Raw genomic sequence first — 16,364 nt, 5'->3', positions numbered from 1 at the left:
CCCGCCATGCTGACCACTCTTGCCATCCGCAATATCGTGCTGATCGAATCGCTCGACCTGTCCTTCGGACCGGGCCTTGGCGTGCTTACGGGTGAAACAGGGGCGGGCAAGTCGATCCTGCTCGATGCGCTGGGGCTGGTATTGGGGGCGCGTGCCGAGACAGCACTGGTGCGCAGCGGCGAGGACCAGGCAAGTGCCACTGCGACGTTCGAATTCCAGAAATTGCCCTCCGCAATCAGCGATGCACTTGCTGATGCCGAGGTAGAGGTCGAGCCGGGAGAGCCGCTTATCATCCGGCGGCGGGTGAAGGCCGATGGCGGGTCCAAGGCCTTCGTGAACGACCAGCCGGTCAGCGTCGCACTGCTGCGGCAATTGGCGGGCGCGCTGGTCGAACTGCACGGCCAGCACGATGATCGCGGCCTCGTCAATCCGCGTGGCCATCGCGCGCTACTTGACCGCTTTGCCGGTGCAGACGTTGCACGTGTCAATGCCGCATGGTCCGAATGGCAGAATGCGCGGGTTGCGCTTGAAGATGCGCGTTCAGGGATCGAGCAGGCCAAGGCCGATCAGGATTTGTTGCTCGCCCATCTTGCCGAACTGACATCCATCGAGCCGGAAGAGGGTGAGGAAGAGACGCTCGCCAATGCCCGTTCGGACATGCAGAAGGGAGAGAAGCTGCAAGGTGATCTCGAAGAACTGCGGTTGATGTGGGACGGCAGCGAATCTCCGCTCGCCCGGCTGCGCAGTGCGGCGCGCAGGCTCGACCGGATTGCGACCGAACACGCGCTGTTGGCAGATGCGCTGGCGAGCCTCGACCGTGCGGTGATCGAAGCTGGCGAGGCGGAGGAGAAGCTGGAGGCTGCCGCCGCCGCGCTCACGCACGACCCGCTTGAGCTCGACCGGATCGAGACGCGGCTGTTCGAACTGCGCGCGCTGGCCCGCAAGCATGGCTGCCAGGTCGATGAGCTGCCTGCTGTCATGACGTCACTCCGCAGCAAGCTCGACGCCATTGAGCAAGGCGATGCCGACCTCGCCGATCTGGTGCGCGCTGAGCAGGCGGCTGGCGCTGCTTACCGCAAGGCGGCCGAAGCTCTTCACGAAGCGCGGGTGAAGGCAGGTGCTAAACTGGACAAGGCTGTGGCAGGCGAACTCGCGCCGCTCAAGCTGGACGCGGCGCGGTTCCAGACCGCGGTGATCCAATTGTCTGAAAATCGCTGGGGGCCGAGCGGCATGGACGGGGTGGAATTCCTCATCTCCACCAACCCCGGCGCGGAGTTTGCACCGCTTAACAAGATCGCCTCGGGCGGCGAACTTTCGCGCTTTATCCTCGCGCTGAAAGTGGCGCTGGCCGAGCAGGGCGGGGCGGCCACGGTGATATTCGACGAGATCGACCGCGGTGTCGGCGGCGCGGTGGCCTCTGCCATCGGTGAACGACTGGCGCGGCTGGCATCTGGCGGCCAATTGCTCGCCGTGACCCACTCCCCGCAGGTCGCTGCCCGCGGCGGCACGCATTACATGATCGCCAAGTCCTCCAAGGGCACCGTGACCAAGACTTCGGTCGCGCGGCTCGACGCCGAAGGGCGGCAGGAGGAGATTGCGCGAATGCTGAGCGGGGCTGAGGTCACACCCGAAGCGAGAGCGCAGGCGGATCGTTTGCTGGAGGGGGTGTGAGCGACTTCACACCACTGGACAGGCAGGTGTGGAACATGCTTGCTGGCGAACAAGCGCACCTTGCCGTCGGTGACGGAGCGGCAAAGCGGATATCGCCAGAATACGGCCCTTTCGCTGCTGCGCTTGACACTTCTCGGGAAGCGCAGGATGCACTTGCGGCGCTCCTGCAAGGGCCTGACGATCGTCTTTGGTTGGTTGAGCCGGCGGTCTGGCCTGCTCCGCCCGGGACCCGCGTTGTTCGTACGGCCAAGGTGCTACAGCTCGTGGCGGATCGCGAGGACGTAACTGACGCTGTTGCGGATGACGAGATTGTTCCTTTGACGGAGGCCGATGCGCGCGAAATGTTCGCATTGGCGCGTTTAACCGAACCGGGGCCTTGGGAAGTCGGCACACACCGTTACGGTGAATTCTTTGGCATCCGCATCGATGGCAAGCTTGTCGCAATGGCGGGTGAGCGCATGCGTCCGTCCGCCGATTTTGCCGAGGTTAGCGGCGTTTGCACGCATCCCGATCATCGTGGGCAAGGCTACGCAAGGCTTCTAATCTCGCGGGTGATGGCCAGCCAACGCGCGCGGGGCCTGATATCCTACCTTCATTCTTACGACGGTAACGAAGCTGCGATCGGCCTGTACAAGTCCCTCGGATTTCGTCCTCGCAGTCACATGTACGTCACGATATTGGCATCAACATGAGCACTGACCCGGTCACCATCACCGAAGCCGAAGCCGCCAATGAGCTGATGCGTCTCGCCAAGGCGATCGCCAAGCACAACAAGCTCTACCACGCGGAGGATTCGCCCGAAATTTCGGACGCGGAATATGATGCGCTGGTGCGCCGCAATTCCGAGCTGGAGGAGCAATTCCCGCATCTGGTGCGCGAGGACTCGCCATCGAAGCAGGTCGGGCACGATGTCGCCGCTTCGCCGCTGGGCAAGGTGACGCATGAAGTGCGGATGCTCAGCCTCGACAATGCTTTCTCGGACGAGGAGGTCGCGGAGTTTGTCGCGCGGGTGAAGCGGTTCCTGTCGCTGGGCGAGGGTGAGACGGTGGCCTTCACCGCCGAGGACAAGATCGACGGGCTGTCCTGCTCGCTGCGCTATGAGACCGGAAAGCTGGTGCTGGCGGCAACGCGCGGTGACGGGCAGGTCGGCGAAAACGTCACGCCCAATGTCGCGCATGTTGCAGGGATTCCGCAACAACTGAGCGGTGCCGACGTGCCCGAGGTGTTCGAAGTGCGCGGCGAAGTCTATATGGATAAACAGGCCTTTACCGCACTCAATGCTGCGCAGCATGAAGCGGGCGAGAAGCTGTTTGCCAATCCGCGAAACGCTGCTGCCGGATCGCTGCGACAGAAGGATGCGAGCGTAACGGCCAAGCGTCCGCTGCGCTTCCTGGCGCATGGCTGGGGCGCGGCTTCTGCAGTTCCGGGAAAAACGCAGCACGAGGTAATGCGGGCAATCGAAAGCTGGGGCCTGCCGGTCAGCGACCTGTTTATTCTCGGGCAGTCTGCCGAAGAAATGCTCGCGCATTATCGCGCTATCGAGAAGAAGCGCGCGGATCTTGGCTATGATATCGATGGCGTGGTCTACAAGGTCGACCGGCTCGACTTCCAGCAGCGACTGGGCTTTGTCGCGAAGGCTCCGCGCTGGGCGATGGCGCACAAGTTTCCTGCAGAACAGGCGCAAACGACTTTGGAAGCTATCGACATCCAGATCGGACGTACCGGAAAGCTCACGCCGGTTGGCAGGCTTACCCCAGTAACCGTAGGCGGCGTCACCGTCACCAATGTCACGCTGCACAATCGCGACGAGATCGCGCGGCTGGGTGTGCGTCCAGGCGACCGCGTAGTGGTGCAACGCGCTGGCGACGTGATCCCGCAAGTGGTCGAGAATTTGACCGCAGACGAAGACCGGCCCGCGTTCGACTTTCCCGACCATTGCCCGGAGTGTGGCAGCGAGGCGGTTGCGGCAGAAGGCGAGGTCGATGTGCGCTGCACCGGCGGGCTGATCTGCCCGGCGCAGCGCAGTGAACGGCTCAAGCATTTCGTCAGCCGCGGCGCGCTCGATATCGAGGGGCTGGGCGAGAAGACTATCGACCAGTTTTTTGCGCTCGGCTGGCTTGAGAGCCCTGCCGATATCTTCCGCCTGAAAGACCGCCGCGACGAGATTCTGGCGCTTGACGGGTGGCAGGACAAGTCTGTGGACAATCTGTTGGCTTCTGTGGAGAACAAGCGCTCTCCTGACGCTGCTCGGTTGCTGTTCGGGCTGGGCATTCGGCATGTCGGCGCGGTGACTGCGCGCGATTTACTCAAGCATTTTCATGACCTTCCGGCGCTACGCGAGGTAGCGGAGAAGGCCAGATCGGGCGACGGGGCCGCCTTGGCCGAGATCACCGACATCGACGGCATCGGCTCCGCCGTAGTCGAGGCGCTGGGCGACTTCTTTCACGAGGAGCACAATGTCGCCGTCTGGGAAGATATTCTCTCGCAAGTCACCCCGCCTCGCTACGAAGTCGAGAGCGTCGATAGCCCGGTGGCGGGCAAGACCGTGGTCTTCACCGGCAAGCTCGAAACGATGAGCCGCGACGAGGCCAAGGCGCAGGCCGAGCGGCTCGGCGCAAAGGCGTCAGGATCGGTCAGCGCCAAGACCGATTTGCTTGTCGCCGGGCCGGGCGCGGGCAGCAAGCTCAAGAAGGCCGAGGAATTGGGCATCGAGGTGATCGATGAAGCGGGTTGGGCGGCAATTGTGGAGCAGGCGGGATGAACCGAAAACACGGTCAGGGTATGGCGATTGGTCTCGCGCTTGGAGTGGCGTTTGGCGCAGCATTCAACAACTTGGGCCTCGGAATAGCCCTAGGCGTTGCGTTCGGCGCAGCGATGTCCTTGCAATGGGGCGCAAACGACGATGGCCAGGACGGGGACAATCCTGAAGACGAGTGATCAGTCGTTTGGCATCAGGTGAATTTCGCGAACCGCAGACGTCTCTGGCTGGCTCAGTGCGAAAACTACAGCATCGGCCACATCCGCAGGCTGCAATTTCGTAGGCTTTTCTTCTTCGAAAAATGGCGTGTCGACCATGCCCGGCGAAATGACCGTGCAGCGCCCCTGCCAATCGCGCATCTCCTCCGCCAGATTTCCGGCAAATCCGTGCACGAACCATTTGGATGCGCTGTAAACCGAGCCCTTGAAATGATCGCGTCCAGCCTTTGAGCCGGTGACGATGAGATGGCCCTTGGTCTTCTTCAATTCGGGCAGGGTCGCGTGGGCCGTGTAGAGTACGGCGAGGATGTTGAGATGGATCATCTCGTGCCACTCATCCGGATCGCCATTCTCCACCCCCGGCTTGCTCAAGCCTTTGCCGGCATTTGCGAAAACGCCGTTCAGAGCGCCGAATTTCTCGACCGTACGACGCACGGCATTATCCAGCGATGCGCGGTCAGTCACATCGCAGGGGATGGCCAATGCCGACGAGCCAATCTCGTTCGCCAGTGCCTCCAGTTTTTCTTCGGAGCGCGCGAGTAGCGCGACATTCCAGCCAGCCTTGGCTGCTGCGCGGGCGGTCGCTGCGCCGATGCCGGAGGAGGCGCCGGTGATGAGGAGGGTCTGGCTCATGAATCATTCTCGTTTTGCATGGGGGATGCAAAGAGAATGAGTGGGTGGTGGCGTGGTTCCGTCGCATTGTCGTCGCGATAATCAGCCGGAAGTCGCGGTTTCCGCTGGCTCGGGTATCCATTTCATCACCCCGCCCGCGAAAGGCGTCCAAGCGCCCATCGTGATGCCTGCCTCAGCCAGCCGCGCGCCGATCCAGCTGTTGCAATTGTTGATCATCGTATAGTCGCCCAGTGCTTCATAATAGGCGTCGTCGGCATAGGTGCCGCGCAATTCTCGCCGATATTCGCCCTGCGGCACTTCGGGCAGCGCGGTCTCGATTGCCCGCACCAGCGCCGCGTACTGATCCTCCGAAATGCGCAGCCGGCGGTGATTTTCGCCGGGTGCGGGCCGCACATAGTGGCTTACGCGAACGAGCGAGTCTCCTCCGATAGTTGCAATGCGCAGAGCGGTAGCGGCTTGCAGGTCGCCCCAAGTGGGAACGTGGAGGAACACCTCGCGCTCGCCATAGCCGATCGCAATATGCGTGGGCATCTCGCCCGAAGGAGTGGCACGCGCGGCGCTGGGAAAAGTCTCCCGCCAGTCCTTGTGGTCGCTCAAGATGGGCATGATGATGGAGGTGTGGGTGCCATTGGTTTCGACCATGATGTCCACCCCGGTTGCGGGCTCGGTCCAGTCGCTGTTCTGCGGGATCGAACTGCCGACCCATGCCGCCACCGGATATCCGATAGCGACCAGGGCGAGGGCAGCAACCACGCCCAAAAACCCGCGAACAAGTTTGCGCTTCATCCGGTGAATCTATGCCGCAGCCACAGGATTGACCAGTCTCCGGCGGTGAGGCGGCGGTGCAAACGGAATCCGACACGGCGATAGGCAGCGCGAACTTGCGCTTCCTGCCGGGTAAGCAAGCCGGAAAGCAGAATGCTGCCACGCGGAGCGACTGCGTCGGCAAAGTCATCCGCCAGATCGATCAGCGGTCCGGCAAGGATATTAGCAATCAGCAGGTCGAAGGGTGCGGCAGCCTGCAGCAGCGGGTGGTCCATCCCGTCGGCCAGCACCATCGTGACTTCACTGGGCCTGAAGCCGAGGCGGATGCCATTACGCTGGGCATTTTCGATAACGGCAGGCTCGCAAACAGGATCATTGTCGGACGCGGTCACGACCGCATGGGGCCAAAGTTCGAGCGCCGCGAAAGCGAGCAAGCCGGTGCCGGTCCCGATATCGGCGACATGGCGCGGATTGGTACCCTCGCAGCGCATGGCATCGAGCATGACGAGGCATCCGGCGGTCGTTTCGTGATGTCCCGTGCCAAACGCTTGCGCGGCCGGAATGCAGAAATTTCGCAGATGGCCATTGTTGCTGGGAGCATGATCGGGCGTATGGACGTAGAAGCGGCCCGCATGGATCGGCTCGATCCCGCGCTGGCTTTCGCTCACCCAGTCGGTTTCAGGCAATTGCTCGGCAACAAGGCGCGGAGCATTGTCGGTGAAGAGTGAGCGAACGGCCTTGCGCTGAGTATCGTTGGGCTTGTCCGGCAAATATGCGTCTAGGCACCAGCAATCGGGTTCATCCGGGTCGACTTCATATCCGGCCAGAACAATTGTCTCGTCCCAGCCGAGCGTCTCGTCGCGTTGCGCCAGAGCGTCTTCCACGCGGGCCTTGGACGCGATGGCTGAGAGCTTCCAGTTCATTGTGCGGCCTCCTGTGCTTCGAGCGAAAGCCTCATCTCGAGCCGTTCGAGCGCATTGGCGGCGTAAGCTGCGCAGCCCATGCCCGAGGTCAGATCTCCAGCTAACAGCTTGTCGCGCATTCCGCTCGCCGAAGGATGCGGTGTTAGCAGGATATCGCAATCGAGCGCAGCAACCCGCGCGAGGGAGTCCCGATAGGCCTGCACATATCCGGGGTATCGGGAAAAGCGAAAGTCTTCGGCGCTCACCGGGCTAAGGCTGTCGGCGTAGACTATCGCAAGACACTCCTCACCATCGCAGCTTTCCCACTGCCAACTCAGCGCTCCGGGCGTGTGACCGGGGGTGGCGACGGGCGTGAACCGCGTGCCGTACAGATCGACCGGCTGGCCTGGCACCAATGCGGTGATGAGCTGGCCATCGACAGCGCGCATGGGCGGATGCATCGATGATTGCGGGTCGAGCGGATCGACGATGCCGCTCTCGATAACACGCGCAGCAACGGGCGAGGTAACGATCCGAGCGCCGCTGTTCTGCAATATCCACCATGCGCCGCCAACATGATCGAAATGTTCGTGGCTGGTCAGCAGGACCTCGACATTCTCGGGCCGAAACCCGAGGAGGCGAATGTTCTCCAGCACCACGATCGAGCCGTTGCGCGTTCCTGTGTCGAGCAGCACATGGCCTTCCGGACCCGCGACCAGCAATGCGGTGATGCCGCAAGTGCCGACGTGGTAAGTGTCGCCGTGAATGCGGAACGGTTGCGCGCGCTTTTCCCACTCATCCCAATCGGTGCAGGCCTCGGTCCATTCGCTGGGCGACGGTGCCAGATCGCGGGCGGCGACTACGGTAGAGGCAGAAGCAGGCGGTGCTGGCGGCTGGGGCGCGACGCAGGCTGACAGCACGAGGGTCACCAGCGCGCCGAGGGCGGCCAACCTAGCGGACAAAGCTCGCTCCGTTCGCATCGATAACAGCTCCTGTCATGCTGGGCGGCGCATCGAGCGCACAGAAAGTGGCGATGTTGGCAATTTCTTCGGGCTGCGCGACGCGGCCGAGCGGGATGTCCGCCAGTAGCCCCTCGCCGCCGCGGCTTTCAAGGTAATCGCCTGCCATGCTGGTATCGGTGAAGCCGGGTGTGATGGCAAAGCTCAGCACCTTGTCGCGGGCATAGCTGCGGGCAATCGTCTTGTGCATCGCAACCATCCCGCCCTTGGCAGCGGCATAATGCCAGTGCGCCGGGCTGTCTCCGCGATAGGCCGCGCGGCTGGCGATGTGGACCACGCGCCCGCCTTTCCCGCGTGCCTGCCAATGGCGGACGGCGAAACGCGATAATTGCGCGGCGCTGGTCAAATTGATGCGCATCGTATCCTCCCACCGGTCGAGCCATTCGATGTCGCTCGACTGGAGCGGGTTATGCTCGAACAGGCCGGCGTTGTTGATCAGCACATCGATCTTGCCATTGAGACGGGACAGCGCCTCTTGCCACAGCATCTGCGCAGCGGGTGGTTCGGCGAAGTCGGCAGCAATTGTGCGTTCGTCCGTAGCGCTGGTTGCATGGCCGATTACATTGCAGCCGCGCTCCACCAATTGGTCGAAAATCGCCCTGCCGATGCCCCTGCTGCTTCCCGTGACGAGAATGTTTGTCATGCTTCGCCTCATAGCCGTGCATTTCGGGCGGTGGAAGAGCGCTGCGCTTCGCACACCCGGTCCGGCAACGGAAAAGAGCGGCATACCGACAAAGGTGCGCTTGTCACACGCGCATCATCCGCTAAGTGGAACGCATATCTGCATCCAACGGGACTTATCATGGCCAATCGCCCGCTATCACCGCACCTATCGATCTGGAAATGGGGACCGCACATGGCGGTTTCGATCCTCCACCGCGTGACCGGAGACGGCTTGGCGATCGTCGGCCTGTTCACGCTGCTTTGGTGGTTGGGCGCTTTGGCGAGCGGGCCGGACTATTACGCGCAGTTCGCCGACTGGATGGGCAGCCCGTTCGGCTATGTCATCCTGATCGGTCTGACCTGGGCCTTCTTCAATCATGCTACATCGGGCATCCGCCACTTCGTGCTGGATACCGGTGCCGGTTATGAACTCGACACCAATCGCAACTGGTCGTGGATTTCGATGGTCTTGCCGATCGTGCTGACCATCGCCGTCTGGGCCTACATCTTGCTGCGTTAGGACTTACCATGGGTAACGGAACTTCCATCGGCCGCGTGCGCGGTCTCGGCTCGGCCCACGAAGGGCCGCATCACTGGCTGGTGCAACGCTTCACCGCCGTCGGCAATCTGGTGACGGTGCTGTTTCTCTTCGTCTCGCTGGTGATGCTGCCCGACCTGCAGCACGCCACCGTCGCCGGCTGGATCGCAGAGCCAATCCCCGCCTTTATGATGGCATTGCTTGTGGTGACGACTTTCTGGCACGCGCGGCTTGGCTTGCAGGTGCTGATCGAGGACTATGTCCACGAAGCGGGCAGCAAGTTTGCCGTCCTTCTCATCCTCAATCTTCTGACATTTGCCGGAGCAGGCTTCGGCCTGTTCAGCATCGCGCGCCTTGCCTTTGGCGCTGGAGCATCCTGATGGCCCGTACGGAAACTTTTGAAATCAATGGCCGCGCTTACCCGATTATCGACCATACTTATGATGTGGTTGTCGTAGGCGCTGGCGGTTCGGGCCTGCGCGCCACCATGGGTGCTGCTGAAGCCGGTTTGAAAACGGCGAATATCTCCAAGGTCTTTCCTACGCGCTCGCACACGGTGGCAGCACAGGGCGGCATTGCGGCATCGCTGGGCAACAACACGCCCGATCACTGGTCGTGGCATATGTATGACACGGTGAAGGGTGCCGATTGGCTGGGCGACCAGGACGCGATTGAATATCTCGCCCGCGAAGCTCCGCAGGCTGTGTACGAGCTCGAACACGCCGGTGTGCCTTTCAGCCGTAACGAAGACGGCACGATCTACCAGCGACCCTTCGGCGGCCACATGCAGAACATGGGCGAGGGGCCTCCCGTCCAGCGCACCTGCGCCGCCGCCGACCGTACCGGTCACGCCATGCTTCACGCGCTCTACCAGCAGAGCCTGAAATATGATGCGGACTTCTTTATCGAATATTTCGCCATCGACCTGATCATGAAGGACACGCCCGACGGCAAGCAATGCGTCGGCGTGATTGCCATGTGTCTCGACGATGGCAGCATCCACCGCTTCCGCGCGCATGGCGTGGTGTTGGCGACGGGCGGTTATGGCCGTTGCTATTTCACCGCCACCTCGGCGCACACCTGCACCGGCGATGGTGGCGGCATGGTGCTGCGCGCCGGACTGCCGATGCAGGACATGGAATTCGTCCAGTTCCACCCCACCGGCATTTACGGTGCGGGCGTTCTCATCACGGAGGGCGCACGCGGCGAGGGCGGCTATCTGACCAATTCCGAAGGCGAGCGGTTCATGGAACGCTACGCTCCATCGGCCAAGGACCTGGCGAGCCGCGATGTCGTGTCACGCTCGATGGCGCTGGAAATGCGCGAAGGACGCGGTGTTGGCGAGAATGGCGATCACATTCACCTGCACCTCGACCATATCGACCCTGCCGTTCTGGCAGAGCGACTTCCCGGCATCACTGAAAGCGGCAAGATTTTTGCTGGCGTAGACCTGACCCGCCAACCGCTGCCTGTCACGCCGACGGTGCATTACAACATGGGCGGCATTCCGTGTAACTATCACGGCGAAGTCGTTACCATCGGCCCTGATGGCAACCCCGATCACGTTGTCCCCGGCCTGTTTGCCGTGGGCGAGGCCGCCTGCGTATCTGTCCATGGCGCGAACCGCCTCGGCTCGAACTCGCTGATAGACCTCGTCGTGTTCGGCCGCGCGACCGGCTTCCGCCTGAAGGAACTGATCACCCCGCATTCGAGCCATGACGAATTGCCTGCCGACAGCGCAGACCTTGCGCTCACTCGCCTCGATCACTTCCGCTACGCCGATGGCAGCACCAGCACGGCCGAACTGCGCAAGGATATGCAGCAGACGATGCAGGCCCACGCCGCCGTGTTCCGCGATAGCGAATTGATGAGCAAGGGCGTGAGCCAGCTGACCGAAATCAACAAGCGGATGCAGGACGTGAAAGTCCACGACCGCTCGCTGATCTGGAATAGCGACCTGATCGAGACGCTCGAGCTCGACAATCTGATGGCGCAGGCCTGCGTTACCATGTCGTCCGCCGAAAACCGCAAGGAATCGCGCGGCGCCCACGCCCACGAAGATTTCCCCGACCGCAACGATGCCGAATGGATGAAGCACACCGCGGCATGGTTCACCGGCTGGGGCGGCAATGGCGGCGACGTAAAGATCGATTACCGCCCGGTCCACGAATACACCCTCACCGATGATGCGGAATATATCGAGCCGAAGAAGCGGGTTTATTGATGGTCCGCTGAATGTCGGAAGCTTTCGTCGTCCGCACAATACGCTGGAAACCGGCCGGCCTTGGGTTGCTCTCGCTCGGCTTCGTTGCACTAGGCCTATTTCTTGCCGGAATATGGGGCGGCAGTTCATCCAGCTCTGCCGCAAAGGCAATCGGCTGGCTCTGCGTAAGTCTTTTTGGTGTGTTTGCTGCAATTTGGCTCAGACGTCTGTTGCGACCAGAGATACTATACCGCCTAGAGTCCGGCGGAATTTACGACGGCCCAATGAATTCGTTTGTTCCATGGGAAGCGATTAGAAGCGCTGCCATCTACACAACTCGTTCCGGCAGATGGCCGCTCTACTTTCACCAAAAGCACTTGGTATACGATGTCGATCCTGAGCAATTCGAGCCGCCATCAAAGTGGCAGCATTGGTTGCACGACTTGAATTACGGTTATTCCACGCACTTTCACGTCCTCAAACATACCGGAACAGACCGAAATCTTGCAGCGCTTGTGGATGGCTTCAACCAGTTTGCTCCGGCACAGTTGAGGGTAGAGTTCGACTGCCGTGTTCCGCGACAACGAATGCCGAATGGACGAAGCACGTTGTAGCATGGTTCACCGGCTGGGGCGGAGGTGCTCAAAGCTCTGGGGCGGCGAAGTGAAGATCGATTACCGCCCGGTCCACGAATACACGCTCACCGATGATGCGGAGTATATCGAGCCGAAGAAGCGGGTATACTAGCGCCAGCGCATAACGTACTCGGTGTCTTCGACGCTGGGGGGGAATGCGCGATAATGGATCAGAAAACTGTTCTCGTAACGGGAGCGTCAAAGGGGATCGGGCGAGCTATTGTGAGCTTGCTGGCGGAGCAGGGACAGAGCGTTTTTGCGACCGCGCGTAAGGCGGAGGATCTGGATTCCTTGGCCAAGCTGGACAATGTGATCCCGATCAAGCTGGATGTGACAAAGCCGGAAGAGATTCGCGCTGCGGTCACTACCGTGGAGAGGCGCGGCAAAGGACTTTATGGCCTGGTGAACAATGCCGGGGTCGGTACGGTCGGCCCTCTCGCTGATACTCCCATCAAAGAGTATGATCTTGTGATGGATGTGAATGCGGGTGGCCCGGTGCGCATGATCCAGGCGTTTTTGCCAATGCTAAAGGCTTCGCGCGGTCGCATCGTCAATATCGGCTCACTATCCGGCACTATCGCATGGGAAATTCTCTGCGCATACGCGATGAGCAAGCACGCAATCGAGGCCTTGACGGACTCGCTCGCAGAGCAACTCGCGCCGGATGGAGTGGATGTGAGCGTTATCGTCCCAGGCAATTACAATTCCGATATCGTTCGCAGCGCTTTTGACCGCATGGGCATTGGCTCTGATGGCGAGGAGCCGCCCGGAGCGGACAGATCCGAGTTCCCCGAACCAGACGATGTCGCGGAGGCGGTCTCTCGCGCGCTATTCGATCCCGAACCTCGCCGCCGTTACACTGTGGTCGATGTCGAAAGCGATGCAGAGTTACTGGTCCGCGCGCAGCTGCAAAAGCTTGCAGACATCAATGGCGCACATCGCTTCTCCTTCTCCCGGGATAGGCTCGTGGAGATTCTCGATGAAACATATGCGAAGGACGCGGGATAGACGGGCCAACATAGTGGGCCAATTGGGTATTCGTCGGTCTTTTGCCTTCGGTTGCAGTCTCGGAACGCTCGGAGCATATGCTAGGCCTATGTCGCATTATCTGAAATCGGCCGCGCTCGCAGCCGCCGCCCTGATCGCGCAGCCCGCAGCAGCTCAGCTCTCCGACCCGGAACACCTCATCACCTCCACCGTCGAAGCGGGCTTCGAGCAGGATGTCGCGCTTCTGGAGGCGATCACCAACATCAACTCAGGTTCGCACAATCACGACGGCGTGCGCGAAGTTGCGGCCTTGCTTGCTCCTGAATTCGCGGAGCTTGGCTTCACGACTGAATTCATCGACCAGGCCCATGTCGATCGGGCCGGACACCTCTTCGCCTTCCACGAAGGCGATCCCGATGCCACGCGCATCCTGCTGATCGGCCATCTCGACACGGTGTTCGAGCCATCCAGCCCATTCCAGCAGTTCACACGCGAGGGTGACATAGCCATCGGTCCCGGCGTAACCGACAACAAGGGCGGCATAATCGTCATCCTCTCCGCCCTGCGCGCCATGCAGGCGGCGGGTACGCTGGAAGGCGCAAACATTGTTGTCGCGCTGACGGGGGACGAGGAGGACGCGGGCGATCCTATCGAGCAATCGCGCGCGCATCTGATCCAGGCCGGGCGTTGGGCCGATGTTGCGCTGGGGTTTGAAGGTCTGAGCGTGCTCGACGGACGCGACATGGGCGTTGTGGCGCGGCGGTCTTCAAACAACTGGACGCTCACTACGACCGGCCGCAGCGGCCATTCCTCGCGCGTATTCAGCGACTACGCCGGCTACGGCGCGATTTACGAGATGACGCGCATTCTCGATGCTTTCCGCCGCGAATTGCCCGAGGAAAACCTCACCTTCAATGTCGGCTTCATGGCGGGCGGAACTCCGGCAACAGTAGGCGAAGACAATCAATCGGCCACCACCGTGGGCAAGAACAATATCATCCCCGACAGCGCCGTGGCGCGCGGCGATCTGCGCACGATCTCGCAGGAGCAGAGCGAACGCGTAGCCGCTGCAATGCAGGCCATCGTCGATGACAATCTGCCCGGCACCGATGCTGAAATCTCATTCGTTTTTGAATATCCGCCGATGTCACCCACCGATGCCAACCGTGCGCTTCTGGCGCGGCTCAACGCGATCAATGCCGATATGGGACTGGACGAAATGGCAGAATTTCCGCCAGCGATGCGCGGCGCTGCCGATATCAGCTTTGTTGCGCCCTATACCGATGGCCTGGCGGGCATGGGCCCAAACGGCGGCGGCAGTCACGCGCCGGGCGAGAGCGTCGATCTCGTTAGCATCATCCGGCAGGCCCAGCGCGCCGCGGTTCTGATGAGCCGCCTGTCGGCCGAGGACTATCCGCGCCGCGAAAACTGAACAGCGCGCGTTCAGAAAGCCGTCGTCATAGGCCGCCTGCAACCGAATTCGAAACGTCTATGAAGGCCCGCAACCGCCGATGATCCGCGCACTCTGGTTCCTGTGCATCGCCGCGACCATGTGGTTCGCGCTGATCCCGCCCGAAATGGGCGGGCTGGGCGGAACGAGTTATCACGGCGTTGCCTTCATGGTACTCGGCCTGCTGACACCCGCTGCTTTTCCGCGAGTCCCGCTTGTTGCCATCTGGATCCTGCTGTTGGTGTTCGGCGGCGGGATCGAACTGGCGCAAGGCATGATGAATGTGAATCGCCACAGCGAGTGGGACGACTTCGTGACAGACGCATTCGCCGCAACGGTTGGCATTGTCTATTACCGCATCTGGCTCTACCTCCGCGCTCGAATGGCGCGAGACGATGCGTCTTCCGAGGAGGAGAGCGATTCGGCTTCGCAGGATCGCAAGTGACGGGAACGAATAGACGATAATGCCCAAAGCCCAACGCCGATCCGCACCCGCACGATCGCGACACTCATCTGCTTTCGCGCTTGCGAAAACGAGCATCGCCTTCAGGGCTTTTGCAATTTTCGCACTGTTCGTGGCGATGCTGGGCGGTGCCTCACGCTACGATGTCCAGAGCCTGCCTTTCCTGCGCGCAGCCAGTGTGTTCGTATTGGCCTACGTGGTCTGGAAGATGCCGACCGAGAGGCTGCGGGAAGTCAAATGGCCGCTGATCCTGCTAGGCGCGCTGGCATTCACGATGCTGCTCCAGCTTGTCAAATTGCCACCGTCAATCTGGCAGGATTTCGCCGGACGCGACATTGTCTACAGAATTGGCGTGGCCGCAGGGATGGGCGATGTCTGGCGTCCGGTCACCTTCTCGCCTGCAAGCACCTGGAACTCGCTCGCTTCGCTCACCGTACCGGCTGCCGCCCTGGTTCTGCTGGCGTGGATGAAGCGGTCTGAGTGGCGACAGGCCTTGTGGATTTTCGTCGGTATCGGCGCGTTGAGTGCGTTGATGGGAATCATGCAACTGGTCCTGCCGGAATCGGACAATCTCTATCTTTATGCCATCACCAACGCCGGCGAAGCTGTTGGCCTTTTCGCCAATCGCAACCACAATGCGATTTTCTGCGGAGTGGCACTTCTCGCAGCAATCGATCGCCTCCAGGAAGACTGGTCGGCGAGCGAATTACCTTTCCGCATTGGCGGTTCGGCGGTTGCCGCCCTGCTGGTCATCGGCATCCTGGTAAATGCCTCGCGCGCTGGCCTGCTGGTGCTGGTGCTGGTCTTCGCGCTTGCCTCGCTCCGCCAGCTCGCCTCGCTTCGCAAAGCCAAGGGAAGCTTGATCCTTCGCTTGCTTTGGCTCGTTCTGCCCGTGCTGGGCGCCGGTTTGCTGGCGGTCGCCCTGTTCACGCAAGACCGGCTTGCCGGGCTCACCAGGCTGATCGAGAAAGACCCGCTCGACGAGCAACGCACACAGCTATTCCCTTATTTCCTGGAGATGTTGCGCGATCACATGCCCTGGGGTGCCGGTTTTGGCGCCTTCGAGCAGGCTTATCGCGTGATCGAGCCGGCAGAACTGCTGGGGCCGCGCTATCTCAATCAGGCGCATAATGACTGGATCCAGTTCTTTATCGAAGGCGGAGTGGCTGCGGTGGTGATTTTCGTGCTTTTCGCCCTGCTGGTAGCGCGTGCTGCCATATCGGTTTTGCGCAAGAAAACGGGGAATGACGCAACGCGCCGCCAGACGCTGCTGGCACTGATGTTGTTGGCGCTGTTTGCCGTCGGAAGTCTGGTCGATTATCCGCTTCGTACACCGCTCGGGATGATATTTGCGGTCTACTGCCTCGCGATCGCGTTTCGTCCCACCGATGCGGCCGGCGAAGCCTTACAGGTTGCGCATTCGCAGCCAAAGTCATAGGCAATTTCGCATCCGCGACTT

At 61.3% G+C, this 16,364-nt stretch carries 17 protein-coding genes; 12 read left to right on the top strand and 5 right to left on the bottom strand.

Annotation, left to right across the window (positions count from 1 at the left end; genetic code table 11):
• Positions 1-6: 6 nt before the first annotated feature.
• The 4 genes from recN to AAC850_RS06820 are packed head-to-tail and all read left to right on the top strand — an operon-like array spanning position 7 to position 4,608.
• Positions 7-1,671, top strand: coding sequence for a DNA repair protein RecN (gene recN / locus AAC850_RS06835; protein WP_340587935.1), 1,665 nt, complete (start codon positions 7-9; stop codon positions 1,669-1,671).
• Entirely contained in the window at positions 1,668-2,363 is a 696-nt protein-coding gene (locus tag AAC850_RS06830) for a GNAT family N-acetyltransferase (protein ID WP_340587934.1), read from the top strand. The genes recN and AAC850_RS06830 overlap by 4 nt, the downstream gene beginning before the upstream one ends.
• Complete coding sequence (gene ligA / locus AAC850_RS06825) at positions 2,360-4,432, top strand: NAD-dependent DNA ligase LigA (protein ID WP_340587933.1); 2,073 nt, start codon at positions 2,360-2,362, stop codon at positions 4,430-4,432. The genes AAC850_RS06830 and ligA overlap by 4 nt, the downstream gene beginning before the upstream one ends.
• Positions 4,429-4,608 (top strand): glycine zipper domain-containing protein, encoded by a 180-nt coding sequence (locus tag AAC850_RS06820; protein WP_340587932.1) that lies wholly within the window; start codon positions 4,429-4,431, stop codon positions 4,606-4,608. Before ligA ends, AAC850_RS06820 begins: the two co-directional genes overlap by 4 nt.
• Here AAC850_RS06820 and AAC850_RS06815 read toward each other — a convergent pair whose 3' ends face one another.
• From AAC850_RS06815 to AAC850_RS06795, 5 genes are all read right to left on the bottom strand, one after another.
• The gene (locus tag AAC850_RS06815) at positions 4,609-5,280 is read right to left on the bottom strand and encodes an SDR family oxidoreductase (protein WP_340587930.1); all 672 of its coding nucleotides are present in this window, start codon (positions 5,278-5,280) and stop codon (positions 4,609-4,611) included.
• A gap of 81 nt (positions 5,281-5,361) precedes the next feature.
• Positions 5,362-6,066 (bottom strand): DUF2459 domain-containing protein, encoded by a 705-nt coding sequence (locus tag AAC850_RS06810; RefSeq protein WP_340587929.1) that lies wholly within the window; start codon positions 6,064-6,066, stop codon positions 5,362-5,364.
• Positions 6,063-6,968 (bottom strand): 50S ribosomal protein L11 methyltransferase, encoded by a 906-nt coding sequence (locus AAC850_RS06805; RefSeq protein ID WP_340587928.1) that lies wholly within the window; start codon positions 6,966-6,968, stop codon positions 6,063-6,065. The genes AAC850_RS06810 and AAC850_RS06805 overlap by 4 nt, the downstream gene beginning before the upstream one ends.
• Complete coding sequence (locus AAC850_RS06800) at positions 6,965-7,909, bottom strand: MBL fold metallo-hydrolase (RefSeq protein ID WP_340587927.1); 945 nt, start codon at positions 7,907-7,909, stop codon at positions 6,965-6,967. The genes AAC850_RS06805 and AAC850_RS06800 overlap by 4 nt, the downstream gene beginning before the upstream one ends.
• Positions 7,899-8,609, bottom strand: a complete 711-nt coding sequence (locus tag AAC850_RS06795) for an SDR family NAD(P)-dependent oxidoreductase (protein ID WP_340587926.1) — start codon at positions 8,607-8,609, stop codon at positions 7,899-7,901. Before AAC850_RS06795 ends, AAC850_RS06800 begins: the two co-directional genes overlap by 11 nt.
• A 159-nt stretch (positions 8,610-8,768) precedes the next feature.
• Between AAC850_RS06795 and sdhC the strand changes: the two genes are divergently transcribed.
• The 8 genes from sdhC (at position 8,769) to AAC850_RS06755 (ending at position 16,343) form a co-directional block, all read left to right on the top strand.
• Entirely contained in the window at positions 8,769-9,149 is a 381-nt protein-coding gene (sdhC, locus tag AAC850_RS06790; protein WP_340587925.1) for a succinate dehydrogenase, cytochrome b556 subunit, read from the top strand.
• Positions 9,150-9,157: 8 nt separating this feature from the next.
• Positions 9,158-9,547, top strand: coding sequence for a succinate dehydrogenase, hydrophobic membrane anchor protein (gene sdhD, locus AAC850_RS06785; protein ID WP_340587924.1), 390 nt, complete (start codon positions 9,158-9,160; stop codon positions 9,545-9,547).
• Positions 9,547-11,391: a succinate dehydrogenase flavoprotein subunit gene (gene sdhA, locus AAC850_RS06780; protein WP_340587923.1), complete on the top strand. Its 1,845-nt coding sequence runs from the start codon at positions 9,547-9,549 to the stop codon at positions 11,389-11,391. Before sdhD ends, sdhA begins: the two co-directional genes overlap by 1 nt.
• Before the next feature lie 573 nt (positions 11,392-11,964).
• The gene (locus tag AAC850_RS06775; protein WP_340587922.1) at positions 11,965-12,117 is read left to right on the top strand and encodes a hypothetical protein; all 153 of its coding nucleotides are present in this window, start codon (positions 11,965-11,967) and stop codon (positions 12,115-12,117) included.
• A gap of 53 nt (positions 12,118-12,170) precedes the next feature.
• Complete coding sequence (locus AAC850_RS06770) at positions 12,171-13,013, top strand: SDR family oxidoreductase (RefSeq protein ID WP_340587921.1); 843 nt, start codon at positions 12,171-12,173, stop codon at positions 13,011-13,013.
• A gap of 88 nt (positions 13,014-13,101) precedes the next feature.
• Entirely contained in the window at positions 13,102-14,424 is a 1,323-nt protein-coding gene (locus tag AAC850_RS06765; protein ID WP_340587920.1) for a M20/M25/M40 family metallo-hydrolase, read from the top strand.
• A 79-nt stretch (positions 14,425-14,503) separates the two neighbouring features.
• Entirely contained in the window at positions 14,504-14,887 is a 384-nt protein-coding gene (locus AAC850_RS06760; RefSeq protein WP_340587919.1) for a VanZ family protein, read from the top strand.
• 136 nt (positions 14,888-15,023) lie between these two features.
• Positions 15,024-16,343 (top strand): O-antigen ligase family protein, encoded by a 1,320-nt coding sequence (locus AAC850_RS06755; RefSeq protein WP_340588089.1) that lies wholly within the window; start codon positions 15,024-15,026, stop codon positions 16,341-16,343.
• Positions 16,344-16,364 lie beyond the last annotated feature (21 nt).

Source organism: Erythrobacter alti (assembly GCF_037996805.1).
In the GTDB taxonomy this organism is placed as follows: Bacteria; Pseudomonadota; Alphaproteobacteria; order Sphingomonadales; family Sphingomonadaceae; genus Alteraurantiacibacter; species Alteraurantiacibacter alti.
This window is presented reverse-complemented; position numbering and strand designations above follow the sequence as displayed.